The 15231-nt window shown below is 69.5% G+C and carries 17 protein-coding genes; 9 read left to right on the top strand and 8 right to left on the bottom strand.

Features of this window, described 5'->3' with window-relative positions:
* The first annotated feature begins 111 nt into the window (after positions 1 to 111).
* The 5 genes from AU196_RS09615 to AU196_RS09595 all read left to right on the top strand — a co-directional run bounded on the left by AU196_RS09615 (position 112) and on the right by AU196_RS09595 (position 4719).
* Complete coding sequence (locus AU196_RS09615; RefSeq protein ID WP_059094868.1) at positions 112 to 1590, top strand: sugar porter family MFS transporter; 1479 nt, start codon at positions 112 to 114, stop codon at positions 1588 to 1590.
* A gap of 32 nt (positions 1591 to 1622) precedes the next feature.
* Complete coding sequence (locus AU196_RS09610; protein WP_059087325.1) at positions 1623 to 1904, top strand: phosphoribosyl-ATP diphosphatase; 282 nt, start codon at positions 1623 to 1625, stop codon at positions 1902 to 1904.
* A gap of 5 nt (positions 1905 to 1909) precedes the next feature.
* Entirely contained in the window at positions 1910 to 2761 is an 852-nt protein-coding gene (hisG, locus tag AU196_RS09605; RefSeq protein ID WP_059094965.1) for an ATP phosphoribosyltransferase, read from the top strand.
* Between the two features lie 94 nt (positions 2762 to 2855).
* Complete coding sequence (locus tag AU196_RS09600) at positions 2856 to 3338, top strand: hypothetical protein (protein WP_059094867.1); 483 nt, start codon at positions 2856 to 2858, stop codon at positions 3336 to 3338.
* 1 nt (position 3339) lies between these two features.
* Positions 3340 to 4719: an FAD-containing oxidoreductase gene (locus tag AU196_RS09595; RefSeq protein WP_059094866.1), complete on the top strand. Its 1380-nt coding sequence runs from the start codon at positions 3340 to 3342 to the stop codon at positions 4717 to 4719.
* A 6-nt stretch (positions 4720 to 4725) separates the two neighbouring features.
* Here AU196_RS09595 and AU196_RS09590 read toward each other — a convergent pair whose 3' ends face one another.
* Positions 4726 to 5103 (bottom strand): VOC family protein, encoded by a 378-nt coding sequence (locus AU196_RS09590; protein ID WP_059094865.1) that lies wholly within the window; start codon positions 5101 to 5103, stop codon positions 4726 to 4728.
* 74 nt (positions 5104 to 5177) lie between these two features.
* Between AU196_RS09590 and AU196_RS09585 the strand changes: the two genes are divergently transcribed.
* Positions 5178 to 5930, top strand: a complete 753-nt coding sequence (locus AU196_RS09585; RefSeq protein ID WP_059094864.1) for a TetR/AcrR family transcriptional regulator — start codon at positions 5178 to 5180, stop codon at positions 5928 to 5930.
* Here AU196_RS09585 and AU196_RS09580 read toward each other — a convergent pair.
* Genes AU196_RS09580 through AU196_RS09570 form a run of 3 tightly spaced genes read right to left on the bottom strand, consistent with a single transcriptional unit; the run spans position 5872 to position 7999 of the window.
* Positions 5872 to 6378 (bottom strand): DinB family protein, encoded by a 507-nt coding sequence (locus AU196_RS09580; protein ID WP_059094863.1) that lies wholly within the window; start codon positions 6376 to 6378, stop codon positions 5872 to 5874. The genes AU196_RS09585 and AU196_RS09580 overlap by 59 nt on opposite strands.
* Positions 6375 to 7169 (bottom strand): thioesterase family protein, encoded by a 795-nt coding sequence (locus AU196_RS09575; protein WP_059094964.1) that lies wholly within the window; start codon positions 7167 to 7169, stop codon positions 6375 to 6377. Before AU196_RS09575 ends, AU196_RS09580 begins: the two co-directional genes overlap by 4 nt.
* A complete protein-coding gene (locus tag AU196_RS09570; RefSeq protein WP_059094862.1) occupies positions 7166 to 7999 on the bottom strand; it encodes a RecB family exonuclease in 834 nt (277 codons plus the stop codon). The genes AU196_RS09575 and AU196_RS09570 overlap by 4 nt, the downstream gene beginning before the upstream one ends.
* Before the next feature lie 85 nt (positions 8000 to 8084).
* Between AU196_RS09570 and AU196_RS09565 the strand changes: the two genes are divergently transcribed.
* Positions 8085 to 8939 carry a tRNA (adenine-N1)-methyltransferase gene (locus AU196_RS09565; protein ID WP_059094861.1) on the top strand — a complete coding sequence of 285 codons (855 nt, stop codon included), beginning with the start codon at positions 8085 to 8087 and terminating at the stop codon, positions 8937 to 8939.
* Here AU196_RS09565 and AU196_RS09560 read toward each other — a convergent pair.
* Genes AU196_RS09560 through AU196_RS09550 form a run of 3 tightly spaced genes read right to left on the bottom strand, consistent with a single transcriptional unit; the run spans position 8936 to position 10278 of the window.
* The gene (locus AU196_RS09560) at positions 8936 to 9232 is read right to left on the bottom strand and encodes a DUF503 domain-containing protein (protein WP_059094860.1); all 297 of its coding nucleotides are present in this window, start codon (positions 9230 to 9232) and stop codon (positions 8936 to 8938) included. The two genes, AU196_RS09565 and AU196_RS09560, sit on opposite strands and share 4 nt — an antisense overlap.
* Before the next feature lie 3 nt (positions 9233 to 9235).
* A complete protein-coding gene (gene lppK, locus AU196_RS09555) occupies positions 9236 to 9763 on the bottom strand; it encodes a lipoprotein LppK (protein ID WP_059094859.1) in 528 nt (175 codons plus the stop codon).
* A gap of 26 nt (positions 9764 to 9789) precedes the next feature.
* On the bottom strand, positions 9790 to 10278 hold the full coding sequence (locus AU196_RS09550) for an MTB12 family secreted protein (protein ID WP_197415741.1): 489 nt from the start codon (positions 10276 to 10278) through the stop codon (positions 9790 to 9792).
* 147 nt (positions 10279 to 10425) lie between these two features.
* Between AU196_RS09550 and arc the strand changes: the two genes are divergently transcribed.
* Complete coding sequence (gene arc, locus AU196_RS09545; protein WP_059094857.1) at positions 10426 to 12273, top strand: proteasome ATPase; 1848 nt, start codon at positions 10426 to 10428, stop codon at positions 12271 to 12273.
* Positions 12274 to 12361: 88 nt separating this feature from the next.
* Here the strand turns inward: arc and AU196_RS09540 are convergent, their stop codons facing one another.
* Positions 12362 to 13501 carry a hypothetical protein gene (locus AU196_RS09540; RefSeq protein ID WP_157546191.1) on the bottom strand — a complete coding sequence of 380 codons (1140 nt, stop codon included), beginning with the start codon at positions 13499 to 13501 and terminating at the stop codon, positions 12362 to 12364.
* 154 nt (positions 13502 to 13655) lie between these two features.
* On the opposite strand from AU196_RS09540, the gene dop reads away from it, so the two are divergent.
* A complete protein-coding gene (gene dop / locus AU196_RS09535) occupies positions 13656 to 15155 on the top strand; it encodes a depupylase/deamidase Dop (RefSeq protein ID WP_059094855.1) in 1500 nt (499 codons plus the stop codon).
* Positions 15156 to 15231 lie beyond the last annotated feature (76 nt).

Raw genomic sequence — 15231 nt, 5'->3', positions numbered from 1 at the left:
CCGGGGCCGTCCGGTTTCACGCCCTCCACTTCCGGGAACTCGCCTTTTCCGGCCGGATGAGTGTTTGAATGTGATTCCGGTCACGCGACGATGCGCGGGAAGGGACGTTCGATGGCTGGTCACGGAGGGGCGCCGGTAGGGGACGATCTGCCGGTCGGGGACGACCAATTCACCTCCGGCAAGACCGCGGTCCGGATCGCCTCCGTGGCGGCGCTCGGCGGCCTGCTGTTCGGCTACGACAGCGCGGTCATCAACGGCGCCGTGGACTCCATCCAGGAGGACTTCGGCATCGGTAACGCGTCACTCGGGTTCGCGGTCGCCTCGGCGCTGCTGGGTGCCGCGGCCGGGGCGATGACCGCCGGCCGCATCGCCGACAAGATCGGCCGTATCGCGGTGATGAAGATCGCGGCGGTGCTGTTCCTGGTCAGTGCCTTCGGAACCGGCTTCGCCCCGGAGGTGTGGGCAGTCGTGCTGTTCCGCATCGTCGGCGGCGTCGGCGTCGGCGTGGCGTCGGTGATCGCACCCGCCTACATCGCCGAGACCTCGCCGCCGAGCATCCGCGGCCGGCTCGGATCCCTGCAGCAGCTGGCGATCGTGTCCGGCATCTTCCTGTCCTTCGTCGTCAACTGGCTGCTGCAGTGGGCGGCGGGCGGGCCGAACGAACCGCTGTGGTTCGGCGTCGACGCCTGGCGCTGGATGTTCCTGGCGATGGCGATACCCGCCGTGGTGTACGGCGCGCTGGCGTTCACGATTCCCGAATCCCCGCGGTATCTGGTTGCCAGCCACCGGATCCCGGAGGCGCGGCGGGTGCTGAGCACGCTGCTGGGCGGTAAGAACCTCGAGATCACGATCACCCGGATCCGGGACACGCTCGAGCGCGAGGACAAGCCGTCGTGGCGGGATCTGCGCAAGCCGACCGGCGGCCTGTACGGGATCGTCTGGGTGGGCCTCGGGCTGTCTATCTTCCAGCAGTTCGTCGGGATCAACGTGATCTTCTACTACTCCAACGTGCTGTGGCAGGCGGTCGGTTTCAGCGCCGACGAATCGGCGATCTACACGGTCATCACCTCGGTGATCAACGTGCTGACCACGCTCATCGCGATCGCGCTGATCGACAAGATCGGCCGTAAACCGCTGCTGCTCATCGGGTCATCGGGGATGGCGGTCACGCTGATCACCATGGCGGTGATCTTCGCCAACGCCACCATCGGCCCCGACGGCAATCCGAGCCTGCCCGGCGCGTCCGGGGTGATCGCGCTCATCGCGGCGAACCTGTTCGTCGTCGCGTTCGGCATGTCCTGGGGCCCGGTCGTCTGGGTGCTGCTCGGCGAGATGTTCCCCAATCGCATCCGCGCCGCCGCGCTGGGCCTGGCCGCCGCCGGTCAGTGGGCGGCCAACTGGCTGATCACCGTCACCTTCCCGGGACTGCGCGACCATCTCGGGCTGGCCTACGGTTTCTACGGGCTGTGCGCGGTCCTGTCGGGGCTGTTCGTGTGGCGCTGGGTGATGGAGACCAAGGGCGTGTCACTGGAGGACATGCACGCCGACATCCTGCACGAGGACCTGCCCACGGCCGCCAAAGAGGGCTGAGGCCCGTGCCCGCACGGGGCTGACGCAGCGGCGTGGGAGAATCGCAGCCTGTGAAGACCTTCGATGCGCTGTTCGACGAGTTGACCGAACGCGCGCGCACCCGGCCCGAGGGCAGTGGCACCGTGGCGGCCCTCGACGGGGGCGTGCACGGCCTGGGCAAGAAGATCCTCGAGGAGGCCGGCGAGGTGTGGCTGGCCGCCGAACACGAGAGTGACGACGCGCTCGCCGAGGAGATCAGCCAGTTGCTGTACTGGACGCAGGTGTTGATGATCGCCCGCGGCCTGTCGCCCGCCGACGTCTACCGCAAGCTGTGAACGGCATGCTGAGGGTCGCCGTGCCCAACAAGGGCACCCTGAGCGAACCGGCCGCCGAGATCCTGTCGGAGGCGGGCTACCGACGCCGGACCGACACCAAGGACCTCACGGTCGTCGACCCGGCCAACAACGTCGAGTTCTTCTTCCTGCGCCCGAAGGACATCGCGATCTACGTCGGCTCCGGCCAACTCGACTTCGGGATCACCGGTCGCGACCTGGCCGCCGAATCGGACGCACCGGTGCGCGAACGGCTGGCGCTGGGGTTCGGATCGTCGACCTTCCGCTACGCCGCCCCCGCCGGACGCGAATGGACGCCGGAGGATCTGGACGGGAAGCGAATCGCCACCGCGTTCCCGAATCTGGTCCGAAAAGACCTCGCCGCCAGAGGAATCGAGGCCACCGTGATCCGGCTCGACGGTGCGGTGGAGATCTCGGTGGCGCTCGGTGTCGCCGATGCGATCGCCGACGTGGTCGGTTCCGGCCGCACGCTGGGCCTGCACAACCTGGTCGCATTCGGTGACTCGCTGTGCGATTCGGAGGCCGTGCTGATCGAGCGCGACGGCGCCGACGACGAGAACGCCGCGGCCCGTGACCAACTCGCCGCGCGCGTACAGGGTGTGGTGTTCGGCCAGCAGTACCTGATGCTGGACTACGACTGCCCGCGGGTTGTGCTCGAACGGGCCACCGAGGTGACGCCGGGGTTGGAATCGCCCACCATCGCTCCGTTGGCCGACCCGGACTGGGTGGCGGTTCGGGCGCTGGTGCCCCGGCGCGACGTCAACGCGATCATGGACGAACTCGCCGCGATCGGCGCCAAGGCGATCCTCGCCTCGGACATCCGGTTCTGCCGCTTCTGAGCACCGCTCAGACGCGCGGCCGGCGCTCGTTGCCCGGTGCGAACCGAGGTTGCGTGTTAGCGTCCGGAAGACTCATCGTCGGCCGGAGGTTGCCATGACGCATGCCCTTGTCCTGCTCCTCGCACTGCTGATCGGTGTGGTCGCCGGATTGCGCACATTCACCGCGCCCGCGGCGGTCGCGTGGGCGGCGATGCTGGGCTGGATCGTCCTCGACGGAACGTGGGCGGACTGGCTGGCGCACCCGATCACCGTCACGGTGGCCACCATCCTCGCGGTCGGTGAACTGATCACCGACCAGCTGCCCAAGACGCCCAGCCGCAAGACGCCGATGCAGTTCATCCCACGCCTGGTCTCCGGCGGCTTCGCCGGCGCGGTGATCGGAACCGCGTGGGGCTACACGTTCGGCGGGGTGGGCGCCGGGGTCGTCGGCGCCGTACTCGGCACGCTGGGCGGATACGAGGCCCGGAAACGTCTGGTGGCCGCCAACCGCGGGCGTGACCTGCCGATCGCGCTGCTCGAGGACGGAGTCGCCGTGGCCGGCGGCCTCGCCATCGCCTGGCTGACCTCGGTCGTGTGAGATGGCCACGGAATCAACGACGTTCGACGCGATCATCATCGGCGCGGGGCAGGCCGGCCCGCCGCTGGCCGGTCGGCTGACCGAGGCCGGACAGTCCGTCGCGGTCATCGAACGCAAGCTCGTCGGCGGCACTTGCGTCAACTACGGGTGCATCCCCACCAAGACGCTCGTCGCCAGCGCGCACGCGGCCCACCTGGCCAGGCGCGGTGCCGAATACGGCGTCGGTACCGGCGAGGTGACCGTCGACATGGGAAAGGTCAAGGCGCGCAAAGACAAAATCATGCTCGGCGACCGCGACGGCGTCGAGTCGTGGCTGCAGGGGATGGACGGGTGCACGTTCATCCGCGGCCATGCCCGGTTCGAGGATCCGCACACCGTGCGGGTCGACGATCAGGTACTGAAGGCCGACCGCTTCTACCTCAACGTCGGCGGCCGCGCCGTCGCCCCGGATCTGCCCGGGTTGTCGGACATCGACTACCTCACCAACGTCGGCATCCTCGACCTCGAGACGCTGCCCGAGCACCTGGTCATCGTCGGCGGCAGCTACATCGCGTTGGAGTTCGCCCAGATGTACCGCCGGTTCGGGGCGCGGGTGACGGTGCTCGAACACGGCCCGCGGCTGACCTCCCGTGAGGACGAGGACGTCTCCGCGGCGATCAAGGACATCCTGGAAGCCGAAGGCATCGAGATCGTCCTCGACGCCGACGGCCTCGAATTCGTCAAGCGGGACAACGGGTTCGAGGTCGTTCCGCGTGCGGGTGCGGAGCCCATCGCGGGCAGCCATCTGCTGGTGGCGGTCGGCAGGCAGCCCAACACGGACGATCTGGGGCTCGATGCCGCGGGCGTGCAGACCGACGAACGCGGCTACATCGTCGTCGACGACCAGCTCCGCACCAGCGCCGACCACATCTGGGCGATGGGGGACTGCAACGGCCGGGGCGCGTTCACGCACACCTCCTACAACGACTTCGAGATCGTCGCGGCGAACCTCCTCGACGACGATCCCCGGCGTGTGAGCGATCGCATCACCACCTACGCGCTCTACATCGACCCGCCGCTCGGCCGCGCCGGCATGACGGTCGAGCAGGTTCGCAAGTCCGGGCGCAAGGCGCTGGTCGGCAAGCGCCCGATGACCCGCGTCGGCCGCGCGGTCGAAAAAGGCGAGACGCAGGGGTTCATGAAGGTGGTGGTCGACGCCGAAACCGAGGAGATCCTCGGCGCAGCCATCCTCGGTGTCGGCGGCGACGAGGTCGTCCACGCCATCCTCGACATCATGACGGCCAAGAAGCCCTACACCGCGATCTCGCGCACCATGCACATCCACCCGACGGTCAGCGAACTGGTGCCGACGATGCTGCAGGACCTCACACCGCTGACGTGACGCGGATCAGACCCACTGGACGAACTGGACGATGATTCCGTTCGGGTCCTCGAACTGGCAGTAGCGCTCACCCCACGGCTCGGTCTCGGGAGCGGTGACGACCGGCGCGCCGCCGGCGCACACCGCCTCGAATGCGGCGTCGACGTCGTCGACGACGAAGACCAGCAGAAGGCCCTCGCCCGCGGTGCCGGCCCGGTGGGCCGGTGTGAACGTGGCGAGTCCGGTGCGCAGGAAGATCACGTTCGGCCCACCGCCCGGATGTTCCAGCGACACGAACCCGTCGGCCTGCATGGCAATCGTGTAGCCGACGTGAGCGGTCAGGAAGTCGGCAGAAGCCTGCGGATCGGGCACGTTGAGCGAGATCGCGGTGGCGGTGATATTCATGGGCACCTTTCTCGTATCATGTACGAGATCAAGTATCCGTACTGAGTACGGAAATGCAAGCGAGGATGGCCCCCATGGACACCGTCGACCTGCTGTGGCGCCACGAGAGACCGCTCCCGGCGCGTCGCGGCCGCCCACCCAAGTTGAGCGCGGATCAGATCGTCGGCACCGCCATCGGGGTCGCCGACCGGCTCGGATCGACGTTCACGCTGCGCGATGTCGCCACCGCGCTCGAGGTCCCGGTGATGACGCTGTACACCTATGTGCGCAGCCGCGAGCAGCTGCTCGAACTCATGGCCGACCAGTGCCGGGCCGATATGGACGTCACCGCACCGGCCGGCGACTGGCGGGAACGGCTGACCGCCGTCGTCCACGACAACCTGCGATTGTTCGGCCGGCACCCGTGGCTGGCCGAGATCGAATCCGAGCGGACGGTCCTGGGGCCGGGCACGCTCGCCAAGTACGAACGAGAACTGGGCGCGGTGGACCCGTTGCCGCTCGGCGACGTCGACAAGGACGCGGCCCTGGCGTTGGTGCTCGACTTCGCCCGGTCCTGCGCACGCGCGCTGGCGCACGCCCGCCGGGAACGCGAGCAGGAGCCGCCGCGGCAATGGTGGGAGCGTGAGAGTGTCAAGCTCGCCCGGCTCCAGATCGCCGAACGTTATCCGCTGGCCTCGCGCATCGGCACGGCCGCCGGTGAGGCCCGTGGCGCGGCCCACGACGCCGACGCCGCCCTGGCGTTCGGGTTGGACGTGCTGCTCGACGGGCTCAGTGCGATACCGCCCGCAGCATCCGGAGCTGTCCGATCTCGGCGACGTTCTTCGTGAGCTCCACGTGCAGCCACAGCACCGTGTCCGCGACGGTGCGCTCGCCGTCGGCGCCCCACGGAAATGCCGACGGGTGTTCGAGGTCCGCGGTGGTGAGGCGGTCGAGGACCGCCCGCCAGCGTGTGGACAGCTCGGTGATGCGGGACACCGCCGCGGCGCCGCCGGGCCAGGTGATGTCGGTGCGTCCGGGTGGTTCGTCGCCGTCGAGATGGGCCAGCGTCACCGACCACCACCAGGTGATGTGCCATGTCAGCCAGCCGATCGTGGGCACCGGGATCGGATCGGGTTCGCGCTCGGCCCAGTCCGCCCGCCAGATGCCCGCGTCGTCGCGCCGGACCGTCCACACGACGTCGGCAGGCTCCCAGAGAAAGTCGTCGTCGGCGAGTGCGGACAGGTGCAGCTCGGCCAGTGCCCACGCCAGCTCGAACTGGCAGGCCAGGTGGTTCACCGCTGCCGCTGTACCAGAAGCGTCTGGGCGGACGTCCCGATGAAACCCCGGCGGTCGAAGATCTCGCCCGTCGTGACGCCGATCCCGTCCGGTCCGATCGACCCGCGGGTGCGCAGACCGAAATCCGCGCCTTCGGGCAAGCGGTGCAGATGCACGACGGTGTCGGTGTTCATGAACATGAACTCCTGGGGATCGAGCGCCGCGCCGATGCCGTTGGCCGAGTCGACCACCATCGCCAGCCGCTGCAGCGCCGTCGTCGGCTCGTCGTCGACGACCGGGACGAGCGGGGTCAACCACGCCACCGCGGAGTTGCCGTCGTCGGCCTGGCGGCGCCAGCTGACCGTCTCCAGGTACCCCGGGGCGCCCTCCCACGCATGCGCCACACCCGACATCTCGCCTTCGGTCAGCGGCGGATAGCGGTCGGTGGCGGCGTCCGCGGTGTCGCTGGGCAGAAGCAGCCACGCGGTGACCCGAGCCACCGCGCGCAGACTGCCGTCGGGGCGCTCGGCGAGCATGTCGGCGGCCATCAGCGAGATCCGGTTGCCCGGCCGCAGCACCTCGGCGCGCACCCGGACCGGCGCCACGGGGATCGCGCCGAGGATGTCGAGAGCGAGCCGGCCGACGCGCAGCCCACTGCCGGCCGCGAGATCCTCGACGGCCCTGGTGAGCAGCGCCAGCGGCGGTGATCCGTGCTGGATGGCCGGATCCCAGTTGCTGCGGGTGTCGGCGGTCGACTCGAACGCATCGAGGCCGCCGTCGTCCGGCAACCGGTGATAGAGGTGGCCGATCACGCCGCCGGTCGCTCCGGCCAGCCCGGGTAGGGCGGCGGGGTGCCGCCGAACTCCGGGCACAGGGGGCGGTGCGAGCACCAGTCGCACAGCCGCGACGGCTTCGGCCGGAAGTCCCCGGTGGCCCCTGCCGCCAGGATCGCCCGCCAGATCGCGGTCAGTGTGCGCTCGAACCGGATGAGCTCCTCGAGGTCGGGCGAGTAGTCCAGCACCTGGCTGTCGGCCAGGTAGAGCAGCCGCAACCGCGTGGGGAGCACGCCGCGGGAGCGCAGGAGCGCCACCGCGTAGAACTTCATCTGGAACAGCGCCTTCGCCTCGGCCAGCGCCCTCGCCTCCGGCGGCGCCTTCCCGGTCTTGTAGTCGACCACCCGCAGTTCGCCGGTCGGCGCGACGTCGATGCGGTCGACGAATCCCCGCAGCAGGGTGCCGTCGTCGAGTTCGACCTCGACGTGCTGTTCACAGCACTGCGGGTCGAACCGTGTCGGATCCTCCAGGCGGTAGTAGCCCGCCAGGAGGGCGCGGGCCTCACCGAGTAGCGCGTCGCGCACCGCGGGCTCGATGTCGTCGGCCACCTCGGGTCGTTCGGCGACCACCCGCTCCCAGGCCGGGGCGACCAGGGTGAGCGCCGTGTCGGGCCCGCGGTCCGCCGCGGGCAGCGTGTACAGCTGCTCGAGCGCGGCGTGCACCACCGACCCCCGCAACTGTGCGGTGGACTGCGGCTCGGGCAGCCGGTCGATCGCGCGGAACCGGTACAGCAACGGGCACTGCTTGAAGTCGGCGGCCCGCGACGGCGACAGCGCGGGACGCCGGACCGGCGCGGGCTGTTCGCTCATGCTCTGCAGCTTAGGACGGGTCTCCGACAGATCAGCGCAACCCCGCGGACCCGCTGCGGCACGCCGACTGGCAGGCTGGGCGACTATGCCCAGAACCGGTCCGTTCGCCGTCGGAGACCGCGTCCAACTCACCGACGCCAAGGGGCGTCACTACACGATGCTGCTCACGCCGGGCGGCGAATTCCACACGCATCGCGGGATGATCGCGCTGGACGGCGTCATCGGGCTGCCCGAGGGCAGCGTCGTCAAATCGACCAGCGGAGACCAGTTCCTGGTGCTGCGGCCGCTGCTCGTCGACTATGTGATGTCGATGCCGCGCGGGGCGCAGGTCATCTATCCCAAGGACGCCGCGCAGATCGTCCACGAGGGCGACATCTTCCCCGGCGCGCGCGTGCTCGAGGCCGGCGCCGGCTCGGGTGCGCTCACCTGCTCGCTGCTGCGGGCGGTCGGACCGCACGGCCGGGTGACGTCCTACGAGGTGCGTGACGACCACGCCGTGCACGCCGCACGCAACGTCGACACGTTCTTCGGGGAGCGGCCCGACAACTGGGACCTCGTCATCGCCGACCTCAACGACTACAGCGGCGGTGAGGTCGACCGCGTCGTGCTCGACATGCTCGCGCCGTGGGAGGTGCTCGACACCGTCTCGCGCCACCTCGTGCCGGGCGGCGTGCTGATGATCTACGTCGCGACCGTCACGCAGCTGTCGCGCGCGGTGGAGGCGTTGCGCGCCCAGCAGTGCTGGACCGAACCGCGCGCCTGGGAGAGCATGCAGCGCGGCTGGTACGTCGTCGGTCTGGCGGTGCGCCCCCAGCACACCATGCGCGGACACACCGCCTTCCTCATCAGCGCCCGGCGGCTGGCGCCCGGCGCGGTCGCCCCGATCCCGTTGCGCCGCAAGCGTCAACTCGCCGCGCCGACGGAGCAGCCGGAAGGCTAGTCGTCGTCGCTGCGCCGCAGACCGCGGCGGGCCGAGAGCAACTCCATCTCGGGGCGGGCGGCGACCAGTCGTTCGGCGGCGTCGAGCACCTGGACCACGTGGGCGCGGTCGGCGGCCACGACGGCCAGCCCGATCCCGGCCCGGCGATGCAGCTCCTGGGACCCGGTCTCGGCCGCCGACACGGTGAACCGCCGCTGCAGTTCGGCGATCACCGGCCGGATCGCCGAACGCTTCTGTTTCAGCGAGCGCACGTCACCGAGGAGCAGGTCGAATTCGAGCCAGCCGATCCACATGGGTCACCGCGGTGGGCTCTGGCCGGCGTCCACCTCGAGCAGCATGTCGGCGCTGTCGCGGGTGAGCTGCCAGGTGCCGTCGGGGGTCCGCGCGAACTCCATCGGGAAGGTGAAGTCGCCCCCGGTGCGGCCCGGCGGCGTCCGGGCGATCACGGTGGCCACCACATCGACACCACTGGCCGTCCACGCCAGGTCGGCCGCGTCGAAGGTCATCGGGTGATAGCCGTTGTCCGCCAACGCCTTGCCGAACCGGTCGAGCGCCGCCGCGTCGCCGGGGCCGGCGTCCTCGATGAGGCCGGCCTTCTCGGTGCCCGGCACGTTGGGGTCGGCGAGCCGGTACAGCACGTCGGTCAGCGCGCTGGGCGGCGGCAGCGGCGCGGGCACCGGGGGATTCGGAGCCGCGGCCGGGGCGGAGGACACCGGCGACGGCGGCGGGGCCGGTGGGTTGTCGCTGCCGCACCCGCTGAGTCCGACCGAAAGGCCGAACGCCGCCACCACGAGGGTGACGGCGCTTCGGACCACTGCGGTCATGGTGCGTTGCGGCACCGACGGATGTCTCAGCCGACCGCCGAGAGCAGGTTCAGGGCGGAGCCCTTCGACACCTGCCAGCCGCTCGGGCTGGGACCGGAGACGAACACGATGTTCTGCGTGGCGGTGCCGCCGGCGGCCGCGGTCGCGGTGACGTCGGCGGTGGCGACGCCGCCGTTCTGATCGACGTTGGCGATGCTGAAGCTCAGCGGGAACTTGCCCTGCGCCGCGGCGTTGCTGTACGCGCGGTCGGCGGTGAGCGCCTCGATGCGGCCGATGCCACCCTGGATGAACGGCGCCTTGCCACGGAACGAGCCGGGGCCCGCGAGGGCCTGCAGCGTCTGGGTCAGCGGGCCTGCCAGGTCGGGTGCCGGAACCTGCGGCATCGGTACGCCGAACACGACCGGCGCCACGGCGGGCGAGGCCACCGTGGTCGATGCAATGGAGGTCACACCTGCCGCGCCACCTGCTACTACAGCGGCTGCTGCAACGCCGGTTACGAGGGTTTTCAGGGTCACGGCTGTCCTTTCGATCTGTCCAACTCGGAATCGAGGTTAACAGTGCTGCGGGTGTGTCGAACTCCCTACGCCGCACACAAAGTCTGAATCGCCGGTAGCGTTGAAGTTGTTACTGCACCACTATTCGGTGTGGGAAAGGGGCGCAACATGAGTGAGTCACAGCGTCACGAAGCCAGAGATGACGGTTTCACGACACCCCATGAGTCCGGCCTGTCCAGCGAGGACGCCGCGGAGCTGGAGGAGCTGCGCCGTGAGGCAGCCGCCCTCCGAGAGCAGCTCGAGAACGCGGTAGGCCCGCAGAGCGGTCTGCGCAGCGCCCGCGACGTGCACCAGCTCGAGGCGCGGATCGATTCCCTCGCCGCGCGCAACGCGAAACTGATGGACACCCTCAAGGAAGCGCGTCAGCAACTGCTCGCGCTGCGCGAGGAGGTCGACCGGCTGGGACAGCCCCCGAGTGGCTACGGCGTCCTGCTGGCCGCCCACGAGGACGACACCGTGGACGTGTTCACCTCCGGACGCAAGATGCGGCTGACCTGCTCGCCCAACATCGATGTCAAGGCGCTCAAGCAAGGGCAGACCGTCCGCCTCAACGAGGCGCTGACGGTGGTCGAGGCCGGCACCTTCGAGGCCGTCGGTGAGATCAGCACCCTGCGCGAGATCCTCTCCGACGGGCACCGCGCACTGGTCGTCGGCCACGCCGACGAGGAGCGCATCGTCTGGCTGGCCGAGCCGCTGGTGTCGGTCGAACACCTCCCCGACAGCGAGGTCGCCGGACCCGAACTCGACGACGACCGGCCCCGCAGGCTGCGCCCCGGCGACTCGCTGCTGGTCGACACCAAGGCCGGCTACGCGTTCGAGCGCATCCCGAAGGCCGAGGTCGAGGATCTGGTCCTCGAAGAGGTGCCCGACGTCAGCTACAGCGACATCGGCGGCCTCGGCCGTCAGATCGAGCAGATCCGTGACGCCGTCGAGTTGCCGTTCCTGCACAAGGAGCTCTACCGCGAGTACTCGCTGCGGCCGCCCAAGGGTGTGCTGCTCTACGGCCCGCCCGGCTGCGGCAAGACGCTGATCGCCAAGGCCGTCGCGAACTCGCTGGCCAAGAAGATGGCCGAGGTGCGCGGCGACGACGCCCGCGAGGCGAAGTCGTACTTCCTCAACATCAAGGGCCCGGAGCTGCTGAACAAGTTCGTCGGCGAGACCGAGCGTCATATCCGGCTGATCTTCCAGCGGGCACGGGAGAAGGCGTCCGAGGGCACGCCGGTGATCGTCTTCTTCGACGAGATGGACTCGATCTTCCGCACCCGCGGCACCGGTGTCAGCTCGGATGTCGAGACGACGGTGGTCCCGCAGCTGCTGAGCGAGATCGACGGCGTCGAGGGCCTGGAGAACGTCATCGTCATCGGCGCCTCGAACCGCGAGGACATGATCGACCCGGCGATCCTGCGGCCCGGCCGCCTGGACGTCAAGATCAAGATCGAGCGGCCCGATGCCGAAGCGGCGCAGGACATCTTCAGCAAGTACCTCACCGAGGAACTGCCCGTCAACGACGACGATCTGTCCGAGTTCTCCGGCGACCGGGCGCTGACCATCAAGGCGATGATCGAGAAGGTCGTCGACCGGATGTACGCGGAGATCGACGACAACCGCTTCCTCGAGGTGACCTACGCCAACGGCGACAAAGAGGTCATGTACTTCAAGGACTTCAACTCCGGCGCGATGATCCAGAACGTCGTCGACCGGGCCAAGAAGTACGCGATCAAGTCGGTGCTGGAGACCGGCCAGCGTGGCCTGCGGATCCAGCACCTGCTCGACTCGATCGTCGACGAGTTCGCCGAGAACGAGGACCTGCCCAACACCACCAACCCGGATGACTGGGCACGCATCTCGGGCAAGAAGGGCGAGCGGATCGTCTACATCCGCACGCTGGTCACCGGCAAGAGCAGCAGTGCCAACCGGGCGATCGACACCGAGAGCAACCTGGGGCAGTACCTCTGATCTTGCGAGCGGTAGACGCGAGAGCTCCCGACACGCCGTGCGTGCGGGAGCTTTCGTGTCTGGTCAGGTGAGCAGCGAGCAGCCGCTGTCAGGGGACCGCCCGGAACACGTCCCGGGCCACGAGCGTCACCCGCAGATCCTCGATCAGAGGATCGAGGAACGAGACGCGATGTTCGGGATCGGTGGCCGCCCGGGCGCTGAGATACATGAACGTCAGCCCGCCCAGGAACAGGACGACATGCAGGAGTGCCAGCGGAACGGGCCACGTGACATCGAGGAACGTTGCCCGATCGGTGTGCCCGGCGGTCAGCCGCGTCAGCACGGCGGGGCTCACCACGATGAGGCCCAGCACGAAGAACAGAGCCATGGTCACCAGCGCGACCGTGAGGATCTGGATCACCTGTGAGGCGACCGCGACCAGGAGCAGGTTGAAACGTTCGCCGGTGCTCAGCGGGGGCGCGGCGCCCGAGCGCACCTCCCCGGCGAACGGAGAGCCGGTGAGCAGCGCGTCGCCGCCCCCACGCCCGGCCGGCGCGGTCGTCAGCGAACGGACACGCTCGCGCATGCTCATGGTCAGAAACGAGATGGCCAGCGTCGTCATGAAGGCCACGATCAGCCAGAACCGGTCGGTGCTGAGCTCGCCCGCCATCGACCACACCGGGCCGTTGAAGAAGACCAGCACGGTCAGGAGGACCACCGGCAGCGCGCGGGCCGCCAACGCACCCGCCGACGCCAGGTGCGCCAGCGTCGTTCGGCCCGCCCAGGTCAGGACCGAACCGACACCCAGCCCCGTCGCGACCACGATGGCGACCACCACCGCCGCGTCGATCACCAGGTCGGTCAGCAGATCGACCGGACCGGCCGGGTAGAGGTCACAGAGGACGGCCACCGCGATGGCGGTGACCGCGATTCTCCGCCGCGCCCCGGGCGCCCGGACGCGGGAGGCTCCCCACGCGGCGGCCACGATGGCGGGCACGATGAGGCCCAGCAGCAGCAGGACCAGCCATTCGATGACCGTCGGGTCGCCGTCGACGTCGATGTCGTCGCCACCGGAGAGCACCGCGACGAGCAGGTTCACCACCGACAGGGCGGCGTAGCCGGCCAGGCCGGTCGCGCTGCGGGCCAGCACATGCGTCCAGCGGGCCCGAGGCCCCAGCACAGCGGGTACGCCACGGTCGAGGAACCACTGCGCGGCGGTGTCCGGCCGGGCCGGCGCAAGCTGACTCATGGTCACCCTTCAGTCGCGGTGAAGACCACCAGCATCAGAATCCCGGCAGGATCAGCGACACTGTCGCCGGTCATAGGGCAACAGTTCATCAACCCGGCCCGATCGCCGCAACCGCCGGTGACGGGACCCTGGGAGCGTCACCTACGCTGAGGTCATGCAGCGGATCATCGGAACCGAGGTCGAATACGGTATCTCCTCACCGTCCGATCCGACCGCCAACCCGATCCTGACGTCGACGCAGGCGGTGCTCGCCTACGCCGCGGCGGCCGGTATCCAGCGGGCCAAGCGGACCCGGTGGGACTACGAGGTGGAGTCGCCGCTGCGCGACGCCCGCGGGTTCGACCTGAGCCGGGCGTCCGGCCCGCCGCCGGTCGTCGACGCCGACGAGGTCGGCGCCGCCAACATGATCCTGACCAACGGCGCGCGGCTCTACGTCGACCACGCGCACCCCGAGTACTCCGCACCCGAGTGCACCGACCCGCTCGACGCGGTGATCTGGGACAAGGCCGGCGAGCGGGTCATGGAGGCCGCGGCGCGCCACGTCGCGAGCGTGCCGGGTGCGGCCAAGCTGCAGCTCTACAAGAACAACGTCGACGGCAAGGGCGCGTCCTACGGTTCGCACGAGAACTACCTGATGAGCCGGCAGACCCCGTTCTCCGCGGTGATCGCCGGGCTCACCCCGTTCCTGGTGTCGCGTCAGGTGGTCACCGGCTCGGGCCGGGTGGGCATCGGCCCCTCGGGGGACGAGCCCGGCTTCCAGCTGTCCCAGCGCGCCGACTACATCGAGGTCGAGGTCGGGCTGGAGACCACGCTCAAACGCGGCATCATCAACACCCGCGACGAGCCGCACGCCGACGCCGACAAGTACCGGCGCCTGCACGTCATCATCGGCGACGCCAACCTGGCCGAGACGTCGACCTATCTCAAACTGGGCGCCACCTCGCTGGTCCTCGACCTCATCGAGGAGGGGATGGACCTCTCCGACCTGGCGTTGGCCCGGCCGGTGCACGCGGTGCACGTGATCAGCCGGGATCCGTCGCTGCGGGCGACGGTCGCGCTCGCCGACGGCCGTGAACTGACCGCGCTGGCGCTGCAACGCATCTACCTCGACCGGGTGGCCAAACTCGTCGACTCGCGCGACCCCGATCCGCGGGCCTCGCACGTCGTCGAGACCTGGGCCGAGGTGCTCGACCTGCTGGAGCGCGACCCGATGGAGTGCGCCGAGATCCTCGACTGGCCGGCCAAGCTGCGGCTGCTGGAGGGGTTCCGGCACCGGGAGAACCTGGGCTGGTCGGCGCCGCGGCTGCACCTGGTCGACCTGCAGTATTCCGACGTCCGGTTGGACAAGGGGCTGTACAACCGGCTGGTGGCCCGTGGATCGATGAAGCGCCTGGTCACCGAACAGCAGGTGCTCGATGCCGTCGACAGCCCGCCCACCGACACCCGCGCGTATTTCCGCGGCGAGTGCCTGCGCCGGTTCGGCGCCGACATCGCCGCGGCCAGTTGGGACTCGGTGATCTTCGACCTCGGCGGTGACTCGCTGGTGCGGATCCCGACGCTGGAGCCGCTGCGCGGCAGCAAGGCGCATGTGGGGGCGCTGCTCGATTCGGTCGACAGCGCGGTCCAACTCGTCGAGCAGCTGACCGCCACCTGACGGCCGGTCGGAAAGCCCGGCTATCCCGGGCAATCCGGACGCCGACCGGTAGTGTGGAGTAACCGGTGGGTGGCTG

The organism is Mycobacterium sp. IS-1742, from assembly GCF_001500125.1.
Classification (GTDB): Bacteria; Actinomycetota; Actinomycetes; order Mycobacteriales; family Mycobacteriaceae; genus Mycobacterium.
Note: the sequence above shows the minus strand (reverse complement) of the source record. Positions and strands in the feature narration are given on the sequence as shown.

Excerpts from the sequence above, each read along its gene's own strand:
- AU196_RS09585 (WP_059094864.1), top strand. The coding sequence starts at position 5,178 with ATGGACACCGTCGACCTGCTGTGGCGCCACGAGAGACCGCTCCCGGCG.
- AU196_RS09600 (WP_059094867.1), top strand. The coding sequence starts at position 2,856 with ATGACGCATGCCCTTGTCCTGCTCCTCGCACTGCTGATCGGTGTGGTC.
- AU196_RS09590 (WP_059094865.1), bottom strand. The coding sequence starts at position 5,103 with ATGAATATCACCGCCACCGCGATCTCGCTCAACGTGCCCGATCCGCAG.
- AU196_RS09595 (WP_059094866.1), top strand. The coding sequence starts at position 3,340 with ATGGCCACGGAATCAACGACGTTCGACGCGATCATCATCGGCGCGGGG.
- AU196_RS09560 (WP_059094860.1), bottom strand. The coding sequence starts at position 9,232 with ATGTGGATCGGCTGGCTCGAATTCGACCTGCTCCTCGGTGACGTGCGC.
- AU196_RS09565 (WP_059094861.1), top strand. The coding sequence starts at position 8,085 with ATGCCCAGAACCGGTCCGTTCGCCGTCGGAGACCGCGTCCAACTCACC.
- hisG (WP_059094965.1), top strand. The coding sequence starts at position 1,910 with ATGCTGAGGGTCGCCGTGCCCAACAAGGGCACCCTGAGCGAACCGGCC.
- AU196_RS09615 (WP_059094868.1), top strand. The coding sequence starts at position 112 with ATGGCTGGTCACGGAGGGGCGCCGGTAGGGGACGATCTGCCGGTCGGG.
- AU196_RS09570 (WP_059094862.1), bottom strand. The coding sequence starts at position 7,999 with ATGAGCGAACAGCCCGCGCCGGTCCGGCGTCCCGCGCTGTCGCCGTCG.
- arc (WP_059094857.1), top strand. The coding sequence starts at position 10,426 with ATGAGTGAGTCACAGCGTCACGAAGCCAGAGATGACGGTTTCACGACA.
- dop (WP_059094855.1), top strand. The coding sequence starts at position 13,656 with ATGCAGCGGATCATCGGAACCGAGGTCGAATACGGTATCTCCTCACCG.
- AU196_RS09540 (WP_157546191.1), bottom strand. The coding sequence starts at position 13,501 with ATGAGTCAGCTTGCGCCGGCCCGGCCGGACACCGCCGCGCAGTGGTTC.
- lppK (WP_059094859.1), bottom strand. The coding sequence starts at position 9,763 with ATGACCGCAGTGGTCCGAAGCGCCGTCACCCTCGTGGTGGCGGCGTTC.